The organism is Pseudomonas sp. PLB05, assembly GCF_021106615.1.
Classification (GTDB): Bacteria; Pseudomonadota; Gammaproteobacteria; order Pseudomonadales; family Pseudomonadaceae; genus Chryseomonas; species Chryseomonas benzopyrenica.
On sequence record NZ_JAJOHO010000002.1, the window covers coordinates 416,281 to 435,217 of the forward strand.

Below are 18,937 nucleotides of genomic sequence, written 5' to 3' on the forward strand. Positions count from 1 at the left end.
CTTCCCTATTTGATGTATGGAAGCCAACTGTTTACACAGCGCGTCAAAAGTATGTGGACATTTTGAAACATCTCTTTAGAAAGGCGATAAGGGTCTGGTACTTCTTGATTGCTCAACCATTTCCCGATCAGAAAAACCTTACCCCTGACTTCAGGAGCAATACTTTCGACGGAGCGTGAGTGAAACTCTTCCATGGTCAAAATCAAATCCGCCTTGCGCAGCATCTCTGCATCCGCCTGGCGAGCTTGGTGGGTGGTGAAATCTATGCCGTTTTGCCGTAGTACCTCTTGTGCGTTCTTCTCGATGCCATGGCCAACCAGTGCCCTGATGCCAGCGGAACCGACCTGGACGTCACGGCCTTCCAGCGCCTTGGCCAGTAGTGCTTCTGCGACCGGGCTGCGGCAGATGTTCCCTTCGCATACAACCAATATCGACTTGATCATTCTTCAAAACCTTCCTGTTGTCCGGACAACAGGTATCGACGGCAGATAGCCAGCGATGCCTGTCTCCAGGGATCGCTTGCTGCCGATGTAATTAGGGTCGGGAGTCCAGGCTCCAGATCGTCGTGCTGAGGGGCGGGCCAGTGGCCCCGGCCGGTCTCAGTATGCGTTCTTATTGATGAAGCCTTTGAACAGCGTGAGGAAGATGATCTTGACGTCCCACCAGAAAGACCAGTGGTGGATATAGTCCAGATCGAACTCGACCCGCTTCTGCATCTTGTCCAGGGTATCGGTCTCGCCGCGCCAGCCATTGACCTGAGCCCAGCCGGTAATGCCGGGCTTCATCTTGTGGCGGAGCATGTAGCCCTGCACCAGCTTGCGGTATTGCTCGTTGTGAGCGACGGCATGGGGGCGGGGACCGACGATGGACATTTCGCCGCGGAGTACATTAATGAATTGAGGCAATTCATCGAGAGACGTACGTCGTAAAAATGCACCAAACGGGGTGATGCGGGTGTCATTCTTGGTCGCCTGGGTGACCTTGGCGCCATTTTCCATGACCTTCATGCTGCGGAATTTCCACACTTCGATCGGCTTGCCATCCATGCCGTAGCGCTTCTGCTTGAAGAAGATCGGACCGGGCGAGGTGATCTTGATGCCGATGGCGATGGCCAGCATGGGCAGGGAGATCATGGCCAGGATGATGGAAGACAACACGATGTCCTCGATCCGCTTGACGATGTGGCTGGCGCCATCCATCGGGGTATCGAAGATGCTGATGCTGGGCAGGCCATCGAGGCTTTCGCTGCGGGCATGCAGCAGGTGGAACATGAAGATGTCCGGGATGATGTAGACGGACGCCGTGGTGTCGCTCAGCTCCTGGACCAGCCAATTGATCTTGCTCTGATCGGCCATGCCGAGCGTGATATAGACCTTGTCGACCTGGCCGGAGCGGACGTCCTGCATGAGCCGGTCGAGACCGCCATTCAGCACTGGGCTGGGCACGCCTTCTTCACCGGTGTCCTGGTTGTCGCTGTAGAACCCGGCGATGCGCAGGCCCATCCAGGGCGCGGTGCTGATGGTGTGCGCCAGGCGCTGGGCGACCATGCCGTTGCCGGCGATGGCGACATTGCGGGTGTTGATGCCGGCCTTGCGCAGGGAGTGCATGATCGAGCGCAGCAGCACGCGATAGCCGCACAGCGTACCCAGCGTCAGGCCCAGCCAGCCCTGCATCACGCCAGGCGAGAGGTAGGACTGGTCGAAGAAGAAGTAGTCGACCATGAACACGGTCGCGAAGGTCAGCACCCAGTAGGTGGCGATCTTGAGCAGTTCATCGGTGATGCGTTCACCGCGCCAGGAACCATAGACGTGGTTCAGCTCGGTGAGGAAATGGAAGATCAGCAAGGACAGGAAGATGACGACCCAATGCTCGGGACGCATGCCGGTTTCCGACGCCCAGGTACCTGCCACGTAGGCGCTCAGCGTGATCACGGCGAGGTCGAGCAGGCGGTGTGCGAGCGAGATTGCCGAGGAATTCGTATGCAAAATGCCGCGTTCTTTCAAATTCATGGTTCCATCCTTGTGCGTATACCGTGCACGAACTTTCAACTGGGCGAGGCAGCTACCAGCGTCTGAAATGTTCACTATGGCGCTCTAGGACCGATGACTGGCCACCGATCGCTAAATGCCATGATGGCTGTAGCGACGTTAGGACTCGGCACTGATTAAGAGGTTCACACGGTAGAAAGGCGGGGAGGCGCTGTCGAGCAAGCCCAAATCAGGGCAAATAGCACGCCAGGCGAGGTGCGGCAGGAGAGGGGATGTAAAGAAGGAGGGAGTGCGTCACAGTGCGGGCGGACGGCCGGCACACTTCTCTCGTCGCAGGGTGCGATGAGCGGTTTTTCCAGGCAGCAGAAGGGAGGAAAACGTTCCGTCGGACTTTAATGCGGGATACAGGATTTGTGCGCTGCTTCACTAAACAATGAGACAGCCAGACCTGTCAGGTCGGGTGTAGGCCAGTCCCTGGCCTGGAGCACGCCTCAATGGCGATGGTGGGACTGAAAGCTCAAGGGGGAATTGACGGGGAGGGTGGAGATCTTGGAATGCCAGGCTGAATTCCTTGCGTTGTCGTGCGAGAACAGCAAGAAGGACCAGCTGACGAGGAGGGAGGCCACCGCAAGCCAGGGCAGCTGGGCTTGGGCGAAGACGAGGCAACCGGCGACGCCGGTCCAAACGGGCAGGTAGTAGCGCATTTTTGTTATTCCTGCTTTTTTTGCGAGATTGCAACCTAACTATTGTGCAGACTTTGTGAGAAGTCCATCACCAAAAGGTATTTTTTACATTCCGTCGCTCAGATTCCGACAAACGTGCAGGATAGAGCGGCTGTGAGCCTAGGCCGAATGGGGTTTTTCCGCCGTCAGCAGCAGGTTGCGCGGTGTCAGGTGCGCTGGACAGAAGGTCCCCAGCGTCACTCTGTAACCTTGCTCCTGTAGGAACAGCGCCTGATCCAATACCAGCCAGAGCTCCAGGGGACGGCGGAACAGGCCGCGCAACAGCTCGAGATTACGAACTTCCGCCAGCCGCTGGAAGCCTCGCCTTTCCCAGAGCGGCCAGTCGATTCCGTTCGGCAGCAGCAGATCCTTGCGTCTTGCCAGCTCTTCACCGAAGGCGGCGAAGGGCTGGCGCAGCCAGTGGCTGGGCAGTGGCGGCGTATTGAGATAGACATCGTGCCCCGTGACCTCGCGTTGCAGCAGATCGAAGCCCAGCCGTCGCGCCATGGACAGGTCTCTATCCCGGCGTACCCGTTGCCCGCCGGTGATGGTTTCACAGAGGGCCAGACGCAGGGCTTCCCGGTCCAGCCGCAGTGCCGAGGCCTTCGCCGGCGCGGACAAGGGGCCATACACTTCGGCGGAGATGCGGTCATAGCAACAGGGCGCCAGGGCCAGTTGCTGACAGCCGCGCGCTGCCGTCACCCTGAGCAGCTGGGTGTGCAGGTCGCCGCAGGCATGCAGGGCGACGGGTGTGTCGCGGCTGCCAAGCTGGTCGCCTGCCAGCCTTTGGAGCACATCGGCCTGATAATGGTGCACGGAGGCCCGGGCCCGGTGGCTGAGCCTTGCGCCTTCCGCGACGAGGGCCGCATCGACCTCCAGGCAGACCGCTGGTGCACCCTGATAGGTCAGGTGCCTGGCCAGATGGCCCTTGCCCGCGCACCAATCGACCCAGCGCCGCACCGGTCGCTGGAAGTCCAGCTTGCGGCTGAAGGCCTCGATCTGCAGCCACTTGCGCCCCGGTACGTCGACGTCTTGCCTGCCGGACAGATTGCGGCCAGGAGCGTCTTGGTATTCGGGGACCTGAGTGAGCGCCAGCGAGGTCTTGGCCAGGGAGTGGAAGGGTTCAGGTGCAGCCAGGAGCTGAGGGGTATTATGGGCCGCCTCCGCCGCTTCCAGGCTGCGGGCGCGCAACCAATCGGCCAGTTCCGGGCAGCTCGACTCCCAGGGCAGCTCACGCTCGACGAAGGGTCTGGGCCGCCACAGGTGCTGATGCCGGGTCAGGAAAAGATCCAGGGCGGTGAAGCGGTCTAGAAAATCGGCAGCAAGCATGATGGCATTGGGCAATGACGGGATTGGCAGAAAGGCTGAGCCTGGCCACTATTGTCACTTTGCCTGGGCATGCTTGGGTATCGAAATCTCCAGCGTCTGGGCAAGCGGCGGGTTACCCGGGCTGATCCGATCTCCGCGAGTTTCGACCTGCGGCTTGCGGCGCCTGAGCGGCGAGGCCGAACGGCGACCGTGGGTCAGTTGGATGAATCGATTTATCTCAAAGCCGGACATCTGGTCGTGTGACCACTACTTGTCGCGCTAACATTGTCTGTTCGGTTTATCCCAGAAGGAAAATTCTATGAAGCCAACCTCCCCGCACAAGCTGCGCTTAGCGTTCAGAGCCCTGCTGAAATCGGACAGCTGCTACCACACGGCGTCCGTCTTCGATCCCATGTCGGCGCGCATCGCCAACGACCTCGGTTTCGAAATGGGCATCCTCGGCGGGTCGGTGGCTTCCCTGCAGGTGCTCGCCGCTCCGGACTTCGCCCTGATCACCCTGAGCGAGTTCGTCGAACAGGCCACGCGCATCGGCCGGGTCGCCCGGCTGCCCATCATCGCCGACGCCGATCACGGCTACGGCAATGCCCTGAACGTCATGCGCACCATCACCGAGCTCGAGCGCGCCGGGGTGGCTGCCCTGACCATCGAGGACACCGTGCTGCCGGCCGGCTATGGCCGCAAGTCCACCGACCTGGTGAGCGTCGAAGAGGGCATCGGCAAGATCAAGGGTGCGCTGGAAGCCCGTATCGACGAAGCCCTGAGCATCTTTGCCCGCACCAACGCCACCGAACTGAGCACCGCAGAGGTCATCTCCCGTACCAAGGCCTATGAGGCGGCGGGCGCGGACGGCATCTGCATGGTCGGGATTCGTGACTTCGATCATCTGGAAGAGATCACCCAGCACCTGAGCGTGCCGGTGATGCTGGTGACCTACGGCAATCCCCAGCTGCGCGACAACGCCCGCCTGGCCAAGGCCGGGGTGCGGGTGGTGGTGAATGGTCACGCCGCCTACTTCGCGGCGATCAAGGCGACCTACGATTGCCTGAGAGAGCAGCGCGACATCACCGCGTCCGACCTGTCCGCGTCCGAGCTGTCCACCAAGTACTCGACACTGCAGGAGTATCGAGTCTGGGCGCGGGAATTCATGGACGTGAAGGAGTAACGATCAGGCGGTGCTCAGCGAACTCGGCTGCAGACCCTTGCTGGGAAAGGGCGTGACGATCTCCAGATCCAGGTCGGCGGGCAGATGCAGCGCGGCAACCCGGGCTTCGACGAAGGCACGCATTTCCTGACGGAAACGCTTGGTGGCGAAGCGCTCGGCATTCTGCCGGCACGCCTGCTGGCTGATCGGCGTTTCCAGGGCTTCGAACTGGCGCACGGCGGCGCACAGCGAGGCGACGCTCTGCTCCGGATAGAAGACGCCGGTGGGATGGGGCGCATCCAGGCCGCGTACGGTTTCCAGCACGCCACCCCGGCCATAGGCGATAACGGGGGTCCCGCAGGCCTGGGCTTCGATGGGGGTGATGCCGAAGTCTTCCTCGGCGGCGAAGACGAAGGCCCGCGCTCGGCGCATGTGGTCGAGCAGGCAGTCGAAGTCCTGGTAACCCAGCAGGGTGACGTTGGGACCGGCGACCTCCTTGGCCTTCTCGAATTCGGGGCCGGCGCCGATCACCACCAGTTTCTTGTCGGGCATCGAGCTGAAGGCTTCGACGATCATGGGCATGCGCTTGTAGGGCACCATGCGCGAGGCCGTCAGGTAGAAGTCGTCCTTGCCGCCGCTGGGCGTGAAGCGACTGATGTCGACCGGCGGATAGATGACCTTGGCTTCGCGGCGATAGGCCTTGCTGATGCGCCGGGCGATGAAGTGGGAGTTGGCGACGAAGGCATCCACGCCGGCGGCGGTGCGCTGATCCCAGATGCGCACATAGTGCAGGATGACGCGTGCCAGCTTGCCCTTCAGGCCGCGATCGAGCCCTGCTTCCTTGAGGTACTGGTGCTGCAGGTCCCAGGCGTAGCGGATGGGCGAGTGGACATAGCTGATGTGCAGCTGGTCCGGACCAGTCAGGACGCCCTTGGCCACCGCATGGCTGCTGGAGATGATCAGGTCGTAGCCGGACAGATCCAGCTGCTCGATGGCATGCGGCATGAGCGGCAGGTAGGTCTGATAGCGCTTCTTGGCCTGGGGCAGCCGCTGGATGAAGGTGGTCGTCGCCTGCTTGCCCTGCAGCTGCGCCCGATCTTCGTCCGAAAGGAAGTCGATCACGCTGAACAGGTCCGCCTCCGGCCAGATGTCGAGCAGTTCGGCGAGCACGCGTTCGGCGCCAGCAAAGGTTACCAACCAATCGTGAACGATGGCGATTTTCATGTCGTCTTCCTTAAGCGTGAAATGAAATCAAGTGCTGGTGCTGAATCATGGAGTGCGGGTCTTTCTGGTCACTGCATATCCCCAGGGCAGCCGGGTGATCTCGATGTCGTCCGAAGCGCTGTCGAGTTCGTGCAACTTGATGGTTGGGCTTTTTGCAAAGACGGCGTCTGTTGCAGGCGTTTCGAAACATTCAGCGTTCTCCGGGCGCTCCGCGGTCTCTGCCGCGGTGTCGTCCGAGCTGCTGCGCAGAAGGTGGCAATCAGCGACCTGAAGGACGCGTCCGGACACGTTCGATTCGTCGAGCGTCAGGGGTACAGAGGAACGGCGCTGGCCAGCCATGGCTTTGCTTGTCTCTTCCATGAGTTCTTGATCGCTGAATTGTTGTTGTGGGGTCGTTTCAGGCGGCCCTGGCCGCGGACTTCGTGGTGGTCGCCAGGGCGCTGTCCAGCAGGTCGGAGACCTTTCTCGCGGAGGTCTGCCAGTTGAAGCGCTGGATGTTGGCCAGGCCCTTGGCGCGGAGCGCCTCCCTGAGCGGTGCGTCCTGCAGGATGGTGCGCATCGCCTGGGTGATGCTGGCCGTCTCGTAGGGGTCGAAATAGAGGACGCTGTCCTGCAGCACTTCCGGCATGGAGGCGGTATTGGCCGAGATCACCGGGCAGCCGCAGGCCTGGGCTTCCAGGGGCGGGATGCCGAACCCCTCGTAGAGCGACGGAAAGACGAAGGCGGTGGCCTGGCGATACTGGCGCGCCAGTTCGCCATCGTCGATGCGGCCGAGCAGCTTGACCCGCGGATCCCTGGCCGCCAGGGTCGCCAGATCGCTCTGGCCGAACACGGCGTGGCTGTCGCCGACGATGCGCAATTCGACCTTGAGGTCCCGCGGCAGGGCGGCGAAGGCTTCCAGCATCCGTGAGAAGTTCTTGTGGTAGCTGGGCGAGGACACCGCCAGCAGATAGGGGGTGTCGACGCTGTCGATCCGCGGCGCCAGGGTGAAGGCGTCGGCCACGGCGTTGGGCACGACCGTGATCGAGTCGCTCGGGTAGCGATAGAAGCGCGAGATCTCGTCGCGGGAGAATTCACTCACGGTGATCAGGGCGTTCGAGCGCTTGAGCAGCATGGGAATCAGGCAGCGGTACGAGGTGCGGAATTTCCACGAGTAACTCTCGGGAAAGCGCACGTAGTTGATGTCGTGGTGGGTGGCGATCTGGTTGCTGTAGAGCAGCGGCGCCGTGCTGCACAGTGACAGCAGCAGCGGGCTGCCCTGGCTCTTCAGCCAGTTCGGCAGGTCCCATTGCTCCCAGCGCTGGCCCTGACGGGTGCCGATGACTTCGATGCCCAGCCGTTTGGCCACCTCGGGCCTGACGGCGCCGGGCGGCGCGACGAAGCGCAGGTCGGATCTCAGCTTCGCCAGCTCCAGCGAGATGCATTCCGCGAAGCGCTGGACGCCGCGAAGATCCTGGGTGATGAAGCGGGAATTGACGATGATCATGATTCTGCCCGTTGCCGTGACCTGGGTGGATCAGTTGGAAAGCTGTGTGTGAGGGACGTGAAGCTGCTTGGCGGCGCCGTGCTGCGCCTTGCCCAGCACGTCCTCGAAGAGCGCCTGGTACTGGTCGAGCATGGTGTCCATGTTCAGCAGATCGGCCACCGCGGTGCGGCTCAGCAGACTCAGCCGTTGGCGCAGCTCGGCATCGTCATGCAGGCATTGCAGGGCGCGGCCCAGGGAGTCGCGGTCGTCGGCGTTGCAGAGCAGGCCGTTGACACCATCCCGGACGATCTCCGGCAGGCCGCCCATGCGGGTGGCGATGACCGGCTTCTGGAAGGCGCAGGCTTCGACGGCGACCATGCCGAAGGGCTCGGCCCACAGCGACGGCGCCACGAAGACGTCGATGTTCCGGTAGAAGTCCTTGGGCTTCTGATAGCCGACGAAGCTGACCTTGTGCGGATCGGCCATGGCCTTGAGCTGGGTTTCATAGTCCAGCTGGCCCTTGCCGGCGATGGTCAGGGTCGCGTTGAGCGACAGCCGCTGGAATTGCTCGATCAGCCAGCCCACCCCCTTGTTTTCCGACAGGGTGCCCATGTAGCCGAAGCGGACGACGCCCTCGGGACTGGGTGTCGAGGTTTCGCCATTGCTGCCGGCGATCAGGCTGGCGTTGTGGATCACCTGGCGCGGCACGCCGCCGAAGTAGCCCTTGTTGACGATGGTGTCCAGCAGATAGCGGCTGACGCCGACGACGGCATCCACCTTGGCGGACTGCTCGGCGTGGGGCCGGCGCAGGGCGGCGCAGCTGCCACAGAGTTTCTGGCAGCTCTGGCCCTTCTTGAACAGGGTGTTCTTCGGGCACAGCAGATACATGTCGTGCAGCACCTGCACGATGGGGACGCCGCTGGCGCGGATCTCGTCCCAGGCCGCTACCGACCAGCCGGACAGGTTGTGGCACACCACCAGATCCGGCTTTTCCCGTTGCAGGACCTGGCGCAGGGGGGGCCGCATCGCGCTGTTGTACTGGTCGCGAAAGTGCCAGCCGAAGCGTGCCAGCGGACCGGGGCGCTGCTGGGTCAGGGGCCAGTAGAAGTTCTTCAGCCCGGCGCGATAGACGCGGACGTCGTTCACCGTCTCCTCATGCACACCCTGCTCGGGACCGGTCACCAGCACGGCGACGTCGTGGCCGCGCTGCTGGAAGCCTTCCACGCTGCGTTGCAGGATGAGCTCCGCACCACCGCCCACATGGGGCGGATAGAAGCTGTTGAGAAAGAGCAGTTTCATAGCGGATAGCTGCGGTTTATCCCCAGCGCGCCGGTTTCGCCGTCCTGGACCGCCTGCCGGATCAGCGCCAGGCGCTGGCGACTCTTGTCATCACGGGCGAACCACTTGAGCAGGGTGTGGAAGACGTAGCGGTTGAGGTTGTACATCGGCCGCGAGCTGGCCCAGACGTTCTTGTCGAACCAGGCCTGGTTGCGCGCGGCGTAGTAGGCGCGGAAGTCCGAGCCGGCCTGCAGGTAGTTCTGGTAGACGTTGCTGGTGCCTTCCTTGATGTTCCAGGAGTGCTCCAGCTCTTCGAGTTCCGCCTCGGTGACCATGAACAGCTTTCCGCCGGCCTGGGTGATGCGGTAGGTGTACTCGGTGTCGTCGGAATAGAGCACCAGCTCGCGCAGGGGCAGGCCGATGCGCTCATAGAGGCTGCGGTGGGCGAGCATGCCGCCATAGGGGGCGAAGGGCAGCTCGACCAGGGCTTCCGGCTGGCCACCGCGCGGACGGCCCCAGGGCAGGCGGCGCCAGATCTTGTAGGGAATGCGCGCCACGTGGAAGCCGAAGTAGCTCGAACGCGGCTGGGTGATCATCTTGGTCGGGATGCACTGGGCGATGTCGGCCTGCTGGGTCGGCCGATAGCCGAGCACGGCTACCTTGTCGCGACCATGGACGGCGCCGAGTTCGTCGAGGCGGCGGTGCAGCACGTCGAGGGCATCGCCCAGGGGCGCATTGTCATCGTCCATCATCCAGATATGGGTGGTGTCGCTGGCCAGAGCGGCTTCCAGGGCCACGGCGTAACCGTTGGCGGAGCCGGTGTTCTCGCTCAGGGCGATTACCTTGACCTGACCGGGCCAGCGGGTTTCGAGGCTATCCAGCGATACCGTCGCCGCATTGCTCACCACGACGACCTGGTGAATGGTGCGTTCGGCCAGGGCGCGGGTGACCAGCTGCTCCAGATAGCCGAGGCGATTGCCGTAGGTGACGGTCACGACCGTGGTCTTGCATTGCATGAATAGACTCCTCCAAAGGGTCTTACAGTTCTTGGTCAGGCGCGCAGCCGTTGGTTGACGGGAGCCGCTGCCGACAATTGATCAAGAGCGACGCTGACCCGTTGTTCGCGTTGCAGGATGCGCAGCAGGATGATGGCCCGCTCGTTGCCATCGGCACTCAGGAACACCGCGTCCATCTCCAGCTCCTGGCTGTACTGCACCCGCACGGTCGCGCCGGGCTGGTGGGCAGGCGCAGGTTCCGCCAGGGCGGCGAGTCGCTGGCGGATGTCGTCGATGATGCCTTCGCTCACCGCCGTCGGCTGGGTGCCGAAGCTGACGATCCGATTGACGCCGCGCGTCGAGCGGATGGGGTACCAGTTGTCGTTCACGTCATTGAGCTGAATGAACAGATACCCCGGGAACAGCGACTCGCTGCCAACCGCACGACTTCTGCCGGACGCCTTGCGCTCGCGCTGGGGCCGGAAGCAGACGTAACCCTGTCTGCTCAGGTTTTCTTCGGCCCTGGCTTCCTGATTGGGCTTGGTCTGCACCAGATACCAGTGACCGGTAGGAGGGGCGAGCGTCATGGGCGAGTTCCTTCTCTAGGGGCGATCGGTTGCGGCGTATCAGGTACGGGGGCCGTATTCGTAGTAGCCGTAGACGCCATCGTCTTCCATGGACGTCGAGGCCTTGCGCTGCACGCCGTTGAGGATGGCGCCCTTGATGGTGATGCCGTTCTGGGCGAAGCGCCGGCGGGAGTTCTCCACGGCCTTGAGGGTGCTCTGGCCGAAACGGGTGACCAGCAGCGTGGTGCCGGCGAGACGACCCACCAGGGCGGCATCGGTCACCGCCAGGATCGGCGGGGTATCGATGATCACCAGGTCATAGAGGCCGCCCACTTCGTCCAGCAGACGGGAGAAGTTGGCGTGCATCAGCAGCTCCGAGGGATTCGGTGCGGACTGACCACAGCTGATGATGTCCAGTTGGGCGATACCGCTCGGCACGATGGCTTCACGCAGCTTGCTGCGACCGGTCAGCAGCTCGGACAGGCCGGCTTGCGGCTGCAGGCCGAACACGCGGTGCAGATAGCCCTTGCGCATGTCGGCGTCGATCAGCAGCACGCGCTGCCCCGACTGGGCGACCACTGCGGCGAGGTTGCTGGAGACGAAGGATTTGCCGACGCCCGGGGTCGGGCTGGAAATCATGATCACCCGGTTCTTGGCTTCCAGCATGGCGAAGTGCAGGCTGGATCTCAGGCTGCGCAGGGACTCCACCGCCAGGTTGGCCGGCTGCACCACGCTCAGCAGATTGGGTTCGCCGGTACGGGTCTTTTTCTTCAGGCGACGGTTCAGGCGCTCCTGGTCCTTGGTGAAGGGCAGGGTGGAATAGACCGGCAGGCCGATTTGCTCGACGGTGTCGGGATTCTCGATGCCCTTCTGGAAGGCCTGGCGGACAAAGACCACCACCACGGAGGTCACCAGACCCAGCAGCAGCGACAGGATCAGCGCGATCTTGCGGTTGGTGGCCGGCTCGTCGAGGTTGACGTCGGCGTTGTCGACCAGGCGCACGTTGCCGATGGTGCCGGCGCGGATGATGTCCTGTTCCTGGGCCTGGTTGAGCAGCAGCTGATAGGTCTGGTTGGTGACCTTCATGTCGCGATTCAGACGCAGCAGTTCCTGCTGGGTGCTGGGCAGGGCTTCCACCTTGCGCTGCAGGCTGCGCTTTTCCACTTCCAGCTGGGCGAGCTGGTTCAGCAGGGTCTTGTAGCTGGGGTGATCACGGGTATAGAGGCGATCGTATTCGGCCTGCTTGAGCTTGAGCTGGGAGATGTTGGTGTCGAGGGTGACGATCTTGTCCAGGACCGCCTTGGTTTCCAGGCTGATGTCCACGGAGCGGCTGTTGGTCTGATAGCTGTTCAGGGCCGCTTCGGCGCTTTCCAGGTCCTTGCGCACCGCCGGCAGCTGGCCACGCAGGAAGTCCAGGCGCTGGGCCGCTTCCGCCGAGCTGCGCTCGACGTTCTGCAGCACGTACAGGCGGCTGATCTCGGACAGCACGCTCTTGGCCAGGTCGGGATTCTCGTCCGCCAGGGACAGGTAGATGATGCCCGATTCCTTGCCCGCTTCGCTGGTCTTGATGCGGTTCTGATAGAGCTGTGCGGTGGTGATGACGCGGTTGCGGGTCACCTTGAATTCGGTGCCGGGGCGCGCGGTCAGGGTCTTGATCTGCATGCGGTAGCCGTTACCGCTGGCCATCTGGCCGACCTGGCCATCCAGCAGCGGCTGCTTGTCCTTGTCCAGCAGGCGATAGCGACCGTTGCTGCCGGCGACCACCGTCAGGGTCTCGCCGTACATGTCGTCCGGGACATCGAACTGGAAGACGTCGATCTTTTCGCCGCCCCAGGCGAAGCCGCGCAGTTGCGGCCAGCTGTCCGCCAGCTGACCCGGCTTGTCGGCTTCGTAGGTGCGCCACAGGTAGTGGCCGATCAGCGGGAAGAAGCGTGGCTTGGCCTCGATGTCCAGGCGCAGGTTCTCCACGGTCTTGGCCAGCACCGCGCGGGATTTCAGCAGCTCGATCTCGGCCACGGCCGGCGAGGCCGAGTTGGGGCGCACCACGGTCTCGGCGACCGCCGTGAGCGCATTCTTCTTGGGTTCGATCTGGATCATCGCCCCGGCGATGTATTGCGGGGTGGACAGCACGGCATAGGTGATGCCCACGGCGAGAAAGCCCGCGGTGATGCCCGCGATCAGCTTCTTGTGATCAAGAAGCGTGAGGGCCATCGTCTTGAGGTCCAGGTGTTGTTCTTCGTGTTGTTCGAACGAAGAGCGCTGCATGACGGTCATTGGGGTCCCTTCCTTTTAGCTGGATACAGCGCAGCCGGAAAACTGCTCTGTGTACGTTCAGTAGCTGACGCGTTTGGGGGCGAAGCGTCGGCCGATGTTGAGGGTGATGTTGCTTACCGCCCGCAAGAGCGCCTTGACCTTCTGGGTCGGCGGAATCGAGGACAGCGAAAGACTCAGGACCTGGCGCAGGAAGAAGACATGCAGGTCACGCTCGCCCAGCCGGTAGTAGTAGTTGGCGAGGCAGTACTGGGTGTGGAGATCCATCTGCAGGCGCTTCTGGCTGGCGCGCATGGAAAAGATCCCGTTCTCGTGCACGCGGTAGGCGGCGGGGCGGATCTCGTCCATGAACTTGCCCTTGCCGTGGGCACCCAGCAGCGACCACCAGACGATGTCCATGAGCGCAGCGGTTTCCAGCTCCGGCGGCAGTTCCCGTAGGACATTGCGGAAGCAGGCGGTCAGGGTGGACAGCGGCAGGGCCTTCTTCAGGTCGGTTTCGCTGCGGTCGTAGTGATCCTGGCCACTGAAACGCTGCGGATTGACGATCCCCTTGCTGTTGAAGGCATAGGAGGCGTGGAAGGTCAGGGCGTAGTCCCGATTGCGCTCCAGGAAATCCACCTGCAGCTGCAACTTGCGCGGGTCGTTCCAGTAGTCGTCGCCTTCGCAATAGGCGATGTAGTCGCCGCGGGCGTGCTGGAACACCGGCATGCCATAGGGCTTGCCCTGGCTGTACTGATTTTCCTGTTGCAGGATCAGGCGGATCAGCCGGGGATAGCGGCGCTCGTAGTCCTTGAGGATGTCCCGGGTGCCATCGGTCGAGGCGTCATCGTTGATGATGATCTCGAAGGGAAAATCGGTCTGCTGGCGCAGAAAGCCATCGATGGCCTGGCCGATGTAGTCGCGATGGTTGAAGGTCAGGCAGACGATGCTGGCGACCGGCCGACTGCAATCCGTCGGCCAGTTCTTCATGATCTCTGCTTCGGTCCGAGCGTCCATGTCAGATACCTGCTTTGTAGAGTTGGGAAAACAGGCGCGAGCGGGTCTGTTTCGGAGAACAGAGCACATAGCTCAGCGCCATCAACACCAGGGTCAGGCCACCGCTCAGGGCGAGGGTGGCGAGAATGGCAAACCGCTCCTGCGGTTGAATCTCTTGGTACAGCAACTTGCTCAGGCCCACGCCGATGGCGGTCACCACCACGGCCACCAGCAGGTCCTGGTTCCAGTAGCGCTGCAGATTCGGCGCGAAGCGGCCGTGGACGATCATCGGCCAGATCACGAAGGGGATCAGGCGCATGAAGAACCAGGCCAGCGCCGCGCCGTAGGCGCCGTAATGCAGGACCACCAGGATCACGATGGGCACCGAAATGGCCGCGGACACCAGGCTGTACCAGACGTGCAGGCGCAACTTGCCGTAGGCGTACTGCAGATAGAACTGGAACTGACTGAGGGCCAGCAGCGCCGAGCCCAGGGCGTACCAGAACAGGATCGGCTCGCTCCAGTGGGCGGAGACCTTGTCGCCGGTCCAGGCGAAGATCAGCGCCTCGCCATGGAAGGCCACCATGGCCGCCAGCGGCAGCAGGATGGCGAAGGCGAAGCGCGCCGCGTTGCGATAGAGGCGTTCCAGTTCCAGCGGTTTGTCCTGGGACACCAGCACCGTCATGCGCGGCAGCAGCGCCTGCACCAGTGGATTGGTCAGGGTCACGATGCCGGTGGAGATCAGCGCCACCAGGCTGAAGTAGCCGTACTCGGCCAGGGGCAGCGCCTTGGACAGTACCAGCTTGTCGAGCTGGGTCAGGGCGATCCACAGGATCGAGGTAAAGGACATGCTCAGGGCGAAGGGCACGATGGGCTTGACCCGCTGCCAGTCGAAGCCGCTCCACCAGGTGGGGTTGGGCAGCAGGCGATAGGCCTTGAGCGCATAGACCAGCATCTCGAACACGGCGACGAAGGCCTGGAACACAAAGAAGTCCAGCGGCTCCTGGGAAATCCACATCACCAGGATCAGGCCGCCGAAATAGCGCACCGTGGCGATCAATACGTTGACCAGATTCAGCCAGCCGTGCAGCTCGACGCCCTGGACGCCGCTCTTGTACAGCGTCGACAGCAGGCGGAAGGCGATCATCAGCCCCATCAGGCCGATGCAGTGGGCCACGGTCTCCGTGGGCAGGCCCTGGACGTTGAGCCAGTGGCCCGCCATCCATTCCGAATTCAGCTCGATGGCGACGAAGGCCAGGGTCGCCAGGGGGATGAAGATGAATTCCAGCGAGCGCAGCAGCTGGCCACGGGTACGCCCCGCGCCGGTCTGGCCACGGCCATGGGCGACGTCACGCACCAGCGAGGCGGAAATGCCGACGTCGAGGAGTTGCAGCCAGGTCTGCAGCACGGCGAAGAAGCCGATCAGACCATAGGTTTCGGCACCCAGATGACCGAGATACATCGGCTGGATCAAGATGCCGATCAGCAGCGCATAGGCTTGGCCGGCATAATTGATCAGGGTGTTGCGCAACACCGACACTTTCGCGGGACTGGTCATGGGAGATAGCGGGCCAGGATCAAGTTAGAACAGGAGAGGAGTCGCCGGGAAAATCCCAGCTCGGCAGCAGCTGTGCCGGGGTGATGAGTGCCCGCAGGGATTCCATGCTGGTCTTTTTCTGTTGTGCCAACAGCAGGGTGTCGATCAGCAGGTCCTGGGTCGCCTGCGGCAGGTCCGGATAGAGCGGCACGCAGAGGATGCGGTGACTCAGCTTGCGCGAGACCGGCTTGATCGCCTGGGGCTGCAGGTAGTCCAGGGTTTCCAGCGACGGATAGAAGTAGCGGCGCGGATTGATGCCGACGGCGTTCAGGGCCTTCTTGGTGTCCAGCAGACTCGGCTCGTCGCGCAGGCCCACCGGGAAGTAGCTGTAGTTCAGCTGGCTGCCGTAGGTGGGGCGCTGCAGGTCGAAGGCGCCCTGCAGGCGTCGCTCATAGTGCTGACCGATGACGGCGCGGCGGGCCAGGATGTCTTCCAGCTCGTCGAGGATGCACAGCCCCATGGCCGCGGATACCTCGTTGAGCTTGGCGTTGATGCCCACGCCTTCGATGCGCTCGGCATCGACGATGCCGAAATTGATCATGCGGCGGACGTGCTCGGCGAGCTCGTCGTCTTCGGTGATGATCGCGCCGCCTTCGATGGTGTGGAACAGCTTGGTGGCGTGGAAGCTGACGGTGGTGATGTCGCCCCACTGCAGCACCGAGCGGCCTTCGAAGCGGGTGCCGAAGGCATGGGCGCCGTCGTAGACGACCTTGAGGCCGTGGCGGTTGGCGACCTGCTGCAGGCCACGGACATCGCAGGGATTGCCGAACACGTGGGTGGCGACGATGGCCGAGGTGTCAGGCTCGATGGCGGCTTCGACGTTGGCCGGATCCAGGTTCCAGGTTTCCGGGTGGATGTCGGCGAAGACCGGGCGGATCCCTTCCCAGTGCAGGGTGCTGGTGGTGGCGACGAAGCTGAACGGCGTGGTGATGGCGCTGCCGGACAGGCCCAGGGCGCGATAGGCGACCTGCAGGGCCAGGGTACCGTTGTTGACCAGGATGATGTTTCTGACGCCCAGATAATCGCGCAGGCGCTCTTCGAGCTGAGCGTGCAGAGGGCCTTGATTGGTGATCCAGTTGTTGGCGTAGATCTTGTCGATATACGCCTTGAAGCGTTCCTTGTCGCCCAGGTAGGGCTTGGTCACATTGATCATGATCCGGTACCTGCTTATCGAGTCCTTGATACGTGTCGGTTCGGTCAAGCGTGTTCGGCGACGGGGCTGGCCATCGGCCGGAAGGGGGCGCCGGGCTTGTCCAGCCGCTCCAGAACCGATTCGAGGGCCTCGCGACTGGCATCGTTGTGGAACTGCCAGACCCCATAGATGCGTCCGGAAAAGGACGCTTCGCTGCCCAGTCGGGGGTCGACCGCCAGCCCCGAACCCAGGCCGAACAGGTGCAGGCCCTTGAGGCGCTGGCCGTGCTGGTCCAGCGGGCTGCCGGCCGCATCGGAATCCAGACCGCCGCGCAGGGTGCGCAGGGTCAGCGGACGACCGTCCTGGCAGCGCAGCTCGGGCACTATGGGTTGGTAACCCATGCCCTGAACCAGCAGGGCGGCGCTGTCGAACAGCGTCTGGGCGCTGGCGAGGCGCTCGGCGCTGCCATCCAGTTGCAGCGTCTTGACCTTGACCGGGGTACCGCCGATGCCCTGACCGGCCAGGACCTGGCGACCGATCTCGTGGGCTCGGTAGCGCAACCCGCCCGAGCGGTTGACCCGCTTGGAAATGGGGCAGATATCCTGCAGCGGGTCGAAGTCATAGCCGGCGGCCAGGGCTTCGGCAGCGGTCTCGTAGAACAGTCGGATCGGCGAGCGATGGACCAGGGTCAGTTCGCGCAGGCCGTCGTGGTGTAGGGCACTGGCCAGGTTGTCCAGGGCGGAAAAGGCGCTGTGGGACCCGCCCACCACGCAGATCAGACCGCCATCCTTGAGCCTGGCACGATAGCGCTGGCGCAGGGCCTCGGGTTGCAGGCGCAGCAGGCTGTCGGAGCTGTCGATCGAGGCGCTCTGGGGCAGCTGTAGACCCATGGCCTGGCTGCTTTCCTCGAAGCTGGAGCGGGTCTGCTTGCCGCCCAGGTTCAGCACCAGGCTGGAGGTGCGCACGCGGCGGATGGCGCCGGCCTGTTCCAGCCAGACGACATAGCTCGAACCTTCGCAGGTGACCTCGGTGATACGGGTCTGGCGCCAGGTGGGGATGCCGTACTGGCGTTCCAGCCAGGGCAGGATCAGGCCGGCGGCCTGCTGGAAGAGCTGGCCGACGATGGGCAGCGCCGGCGCTTCCTGAGCATTCAACTTGAGGTGGCGAAAGGTCGGCGAGGCCTGCAGCGGCGCCAGGATGGGCGCCAACAGGGGGTCGCGCAGACAGTCCAGAAAGACGTCGCTCACCGAGTTGGCGATGATCTGATAGTCACCCAGCTTGCCGGCACCGAGTTCGGTCCCGGCGTCGACGATGATGGTGCCCGCCTGGGCTAGCTGCTCCAGGGCGCCACGCTTGATGGCATTGAACAGGAATCCCAGGCCCGCCGGACCAGCGCCGCCAATTAGACATCCTAATGTCGCTTCCGATAGATCATTCCTTGCCATCGGGGCATCCTCTCCGTGCGCCATCAGGGCGCAATTAACGTGGTTGAAACTGGCTTTCGCCATGCCCGGCAGTCAGCAAAAAATGCAGCAGAGCTTTTTAATCTTTATTGAGTAAATGACCGTCTGATGAACGTCGGTCAGGGCTCGCGACAGCCAGTGCGGATAACTAATGCTTGGTTGTCAGTGCCAGGACTTCGCCAACTTGCTCGAGACTGTCTAGCGAGCGCTTTCCACTCTTTGCGAACTCATCCGAACCAGCACGCAGGGCGCTGAAGCCCGCGGTAGCTTGTTTGCCCGCACCGCCATTCGCTTGCCCGTTTCAGGCAAGACCGAAGTTGCGTGAGCAAAGAGAATTAAGTCCAGTTCAGATGACATCCATGTAGTCCTGCAGGTGCTCGCTGGCACGGTGATCGTCCCGCTCTGTCCAGCGCCTGGGCATGGCTACCGCACAGGTTTACCGCGTCTTGGCTGGTAACCGGTCCGGTTCGGACATGGCTACCGCACGGGTTTGCACCTGGACGGAATGAACAGAGGGTTTAGTTACCGATATCAAGGCCTGACAACGCAACGTCCAGAAACTTGAGAAACCATCGGCGAGACGCAGAGGAGGGGGAGGTAATGCTGTCTTCCCTGACCTGTACGGCAGCAGATTCAGCGCGCAATCCCAGCGCTACTTCGAATCTGCGGCAATGATTGTCAAAAGGGTTTGGACTGTCAACGCGAGGTCCGGCAGGGGAAGTTGGTCAGCGAGACGGCCATTACTGCTGTTGTTCTTAGGGAATAGACGGCCAAATGAGGTGTGCTTGGCA

16 protein-coding genes are annotated in these 18,937 nt (G+C 62.8%); 1 reads left to right on the forward strand and 15 read right to left on the reverse strand.

All coding sequences use genetic code 11. The features are described from left to right. Positions 1 to 5: 5 nt before the first annotated feature. The 4 genes from LRS53_RS08595 to LRS53_RS08610 form a co-directional block, all read right to left on the reverse strand. A complete protein-coding gene (locus LRS53_RS08595) occupies positions 6 to 443 on the reverse strand; it encodes a low molecular weight protein-tyrosine-phosphatase (protein ID WP_017639365.1) in 438 nt (145 codons plus the stop codon). A gap of 156 nt (positions 444 to 599) precedes the next feature. Beyond that, on the reverse strand, positions 600 to 2,009 hold the full coding sequence (locus tag LRS53_RS08600; protein ID WP_017639366.1) for an undecaprenyl-phosphate glucose phosphotransferase: 1,410 nt from the start codon (positions 2,007 to 2,009) through the stop codon (positions 600 to 602). Positions 2,010 to 2,479: 470 nt separating this feature from the next. Then, positions 2,480 to 2,692 (reverse strand): hypothetical protein, encoded by a 213-nt coding sequence (locus LRS53_RS08605; RefSeq protein WP_017639367.1) that lies wholly within the window; start codon positions 2,690 to 2,692, stop codon positions 2,480 to 2,482. 138 nt (positions 2,693 to 2,830) lie between these two features. Beyond that, the gene (locus LRS53_RS08610) at positions 2,831 to 4,039 is read right to left on the reverse strand and encodes a methyltransferase (RefSeq protein WP_173148617.1); all 1,209 of its coding nucleotides are present in this window, start codon (positions 4,037 to 4,039) and stop codon (positions 2,831 to 2,833) included. Positions 4,040 to 4,337: 298 nt separating this feature from the next. Here LRS53_RS08610 and LRS53_RS08615 point away from each other — a divergent pair, with 298 nt between their 5' ends. Beyond that, on the forward strand, positions 4,338 to 5,201 hold the full coding sequence (locus LRS53_RS08615; protein WP_017639369.1) for an isocitrate lyase/PEP mutase family protein: 864 nt from the start codon (positions 4,338 to 4,340) through the stop codon (positions 5,199 to 5,201). 3 nt (positions 5,202 to 5,204) lie between these two features. Here LRS53_RS08615 and LRS53_RS08620 read toward each other — a convergent pair whose 3' ends face one another. Genes LRS53_RS08620 through LRS53_RS08670 form a run of 11 tightly spaced genes read right to left on the reverse strand, consistent with a single transcriptional unit; the run spans position 5,205 to position 18,128 of the window. Beyond that, positions 5,205 to 6,404 (reverse strand): glycosyltransferase family 4 protein, encoded by a 1,200-nt coding sequence (locus tag LRS53_RS08620; RefSeq protein ID WP_017639370.1) that lies wholly within the window; start codon positions 6,402 to 6,404, stop codon positions 5,205 to 5,207. Positions 6,405 to 6,449: 45 nt separating this feature from the next. Further along, entirely contained in the window at positions 6,450 to 6,743 is a 294-nt protein-coding gene (locus tag LRS53_RS08625) for a hypothetical protein (protein ID WP_143075257.1), read from the reverse strand. 58 nt (positions 6,744 to 6,801) lie between these two features. Next, entirely contained in the window at positions 6,802 to 7,890 is a 1,089-nt protein-coding gene (locus LRS53_RS08630; RefSeq protein WP_064307772.1) for a glycosyltransferase family 4 protein, read from the reverse strand. Positions 7,891 to 7,920: 30 nt separating this feature from the next. Beyond that, on the reverse strand, positions 7,921 to 9,168 hold the full coding sequence (locus LRS53_RS08635) for a glycosyltransferase family 4 protein (protein ID WP_231355636.1): 1,248 nt from the start codon (positions 9,166 to 9,168) through the stop codon (positions 7,921 to 7,923). Then, positions 9,165 to 10,163 carry a glycosyltransferase gene (locus LRS53_RS08640; protein WP_017639374.1) on the reverse strand — a complete coding sequence of 333 codons (999 nt, stop codon included), beginning with the start codon at positions 10,161 to 10,163 and terminating at the stop codon, positions 9,165 to 9,167. The genes LRS53_RS08635 and LRS53_RS08640 overlap by 4 nt, the downstream gene beginning before the upstream one ends. 35 nt (positions 10,164 to 10,198) lie before the next feature. Beyond that, positions 10,199 to 10,729 carry a transcription/translation regulatory transformer protein RfaH gene (gene rfaH, locus LRS53_RS08645; protein WP_017639375.1) on the reverse strand — a complete coding sequence of 177 codons (531 nt, stop codon included), beginning with the start codon at positions 10,727 to 10,729 and terminating at the stop codon, positions 10,199 to 10,201. Between the two features lie 39 nt (positions 10,730 to 10,768). Continuing rightward, entirely contained in the window at positions 10,769 to 12,982 is a 2,214-nt protein-coding gene (locus LRS53_RS08650; RefSeq protein WP_017639376.1) for a polysaccharide biosynthesis tyrosine autokinase, read from the reverse strand. 57 nt (positions 12,983 to 13,039) lie between these two features. Next, complete coding sequence (locus tag LRS53_RS08655) at positions 13,040 to 13,975, reverse strand: glycosyltransferase (RefSeq protein WP_231355637.1); 936 nt, start codon at positions 13,973 to 13,975, stop codon at positions 13,040 to 13,042. Position 13,976: 1 nt separating this feature from the next. Further along, positions 13,977 to 15,512, reverse strand: coding sequence for an oligosaccharide flippase family protein (locus LRS53_RS08660; protein WP_026083658.1), 1,536 nt, complete (start codon positions 15,510 to 15,512; stop codon positions 13,977 to 13,979). A gap of 19 nt (positions 15,513 to 15,531) precedes the next feature. Beyond that, complete coding sequence (locus LRS53_RS08665) at positions 15,532 to 16,704, reverse strand: DegT/DnrJ/EryC1/StrS family aminotransferase (RefSeq protein WP_231355638.1); 1,173 nt, start codon at positions 16,702 to 16,704, stop codon at positions 15,532 to 15,534. 44 nt (positions 16,705 to 16,748) lie between these two features. Then, positions 16,749 to 18,128 (reverse strand): pyridine nucleotide-disulfide oxidoreductase, encoded by a 1,380-nt coding sequence (locus LRS53_RS08670; RefSeq protein WP_231355639.1) that lies wholly within the window; start codon positions 18,126 to 18,128, stop codon positions 16,749 to 16,751. Between the last annotated feature and the right edge of the window lie 809 nt (positions 18,129 to 18,937).

What these genes read in the sequence shown, in the direction of transcription:
- LRS53_RS08635 (WP_231355636.1), bottom strand. Translation starts at nt 9,168, where the DNA reads ATGAAACTGCTCTTTCTCAACAGCTTCTATCCGCCCCATGTGGGCGGT.
- LRS53_RS08620 (WP_017639370.1), bottom strand. Translation starts at nt 6,404, where the DNA reads ATGAAAATCGCCATCGTTCACGATTGGTTGGTAACCTTTGCTGGCGCC.
- LRS53_RS08655 (WP_231355637.1), bottom strand. Translation starts at nt 13,975, where the DNA reads ATGGACGCTCGGACCGAAGCAGAGATCATGAAGAACTGGCCGACGGAT.
- LRS53_RS08625 (WP_143075257.1), bottom strand. Translation starts at nt 6,743, where the DNA reads ATGGCTGGCCAGCGCCGTTCCTCTGTACCCCTGACGCTCGACGAATCG.
- LRS53_RS08640 (WP_017639374.1), bottom strand. Translation starts at nt 10,163, where the DNA reads ATGCAATGCAAGACCACGGTCGTGACCGTCACCTACGGCAATCGCCTC.
- LRS53_RS08665 (WP_231355638.1), bottom strand. Translation starts at nt 16,704, where the DNA reads ATGATCAATGTGACCAAGCCCTACCTGGGCGACAAGGAACGCTTCAAG.
- LRS53_RS08670 (WP_231355639.1), bottom strand. Translation starts at nt 18,128, where the DNA reads ATGGCAAGGAATGATCTATCGGAAGCGACATTAGGATGTCTAATTGGC.
- LRS53_RS08630 (WP_064307772.1), bottom strand. Translation starts at nt 7,890, where the DNA reads ATGATCATCGTCAATTCCCGCTTCATCACCCAGGATCTTCGCGGCGTC.
- rfaH (WP_017639375.1), bottom strand. Translation starts at nt 10,729, where the DNA reads ATGACGCTCGCCCCTCCTACCGGTCACTGGTATCTGGTGCAGACCAAG.
- LRS53_RS08600 (WP_017639366.1), bottom strand. Translation starts at nt 2,009, where the DNA reads ATGAATTTGAAAGAACGCGGCATTTTGCATACGAATTCCTCGGCAATC.
- LRS53_RS08650 (WP_017639376.1), bottom strand. Translation starts at nt 12,982, where the DNA reads ATGACCGTCATGCAGCGCTCTTCGTTCGAACAACACGAAGAACAACAC.
- LRS53_RS08660 (WP_026083658.1), bottom strand. Translation starts at nt 15,512, where the DNA reads ATGACCAGTCCCGCGAAAGTGTCGGTGTTGCGCAACACCCTGATCAAT.
- LRS53_RS08610 (WP_173148617.1), bottom strand. Translation starts at nt 4,039, where the DNA reads ATGCTTGCTGCCGATTTTCTAGACCGCTTCACCGCCCTGGATCTTTTC.
- LRS53_RS08595 (WP_017639365.1), bottom strand. Translation starts at nt 443, where the DNA reads ATGATCAAGTCGATATTGGTTGTATGCGAAGGGAACATCTGCCGCAGC.
- LRS53_RS08605 (WP_017639367.1), bottom strand. Translation starts at nt 2,692, where the DNA reads ATGCGCTACTACCTGCCCGTTTGGACCGGCGTCGCCGGTTGCCTCGTC.
- LRS53_RS08615 (WP_017639369.1), top strand. Translation starts at nt 4,338, where the DNA reads ATGAAGCCAACCTCCCCGCACAAGCTGCGCTTAGCGTTCAGAGCCCTG.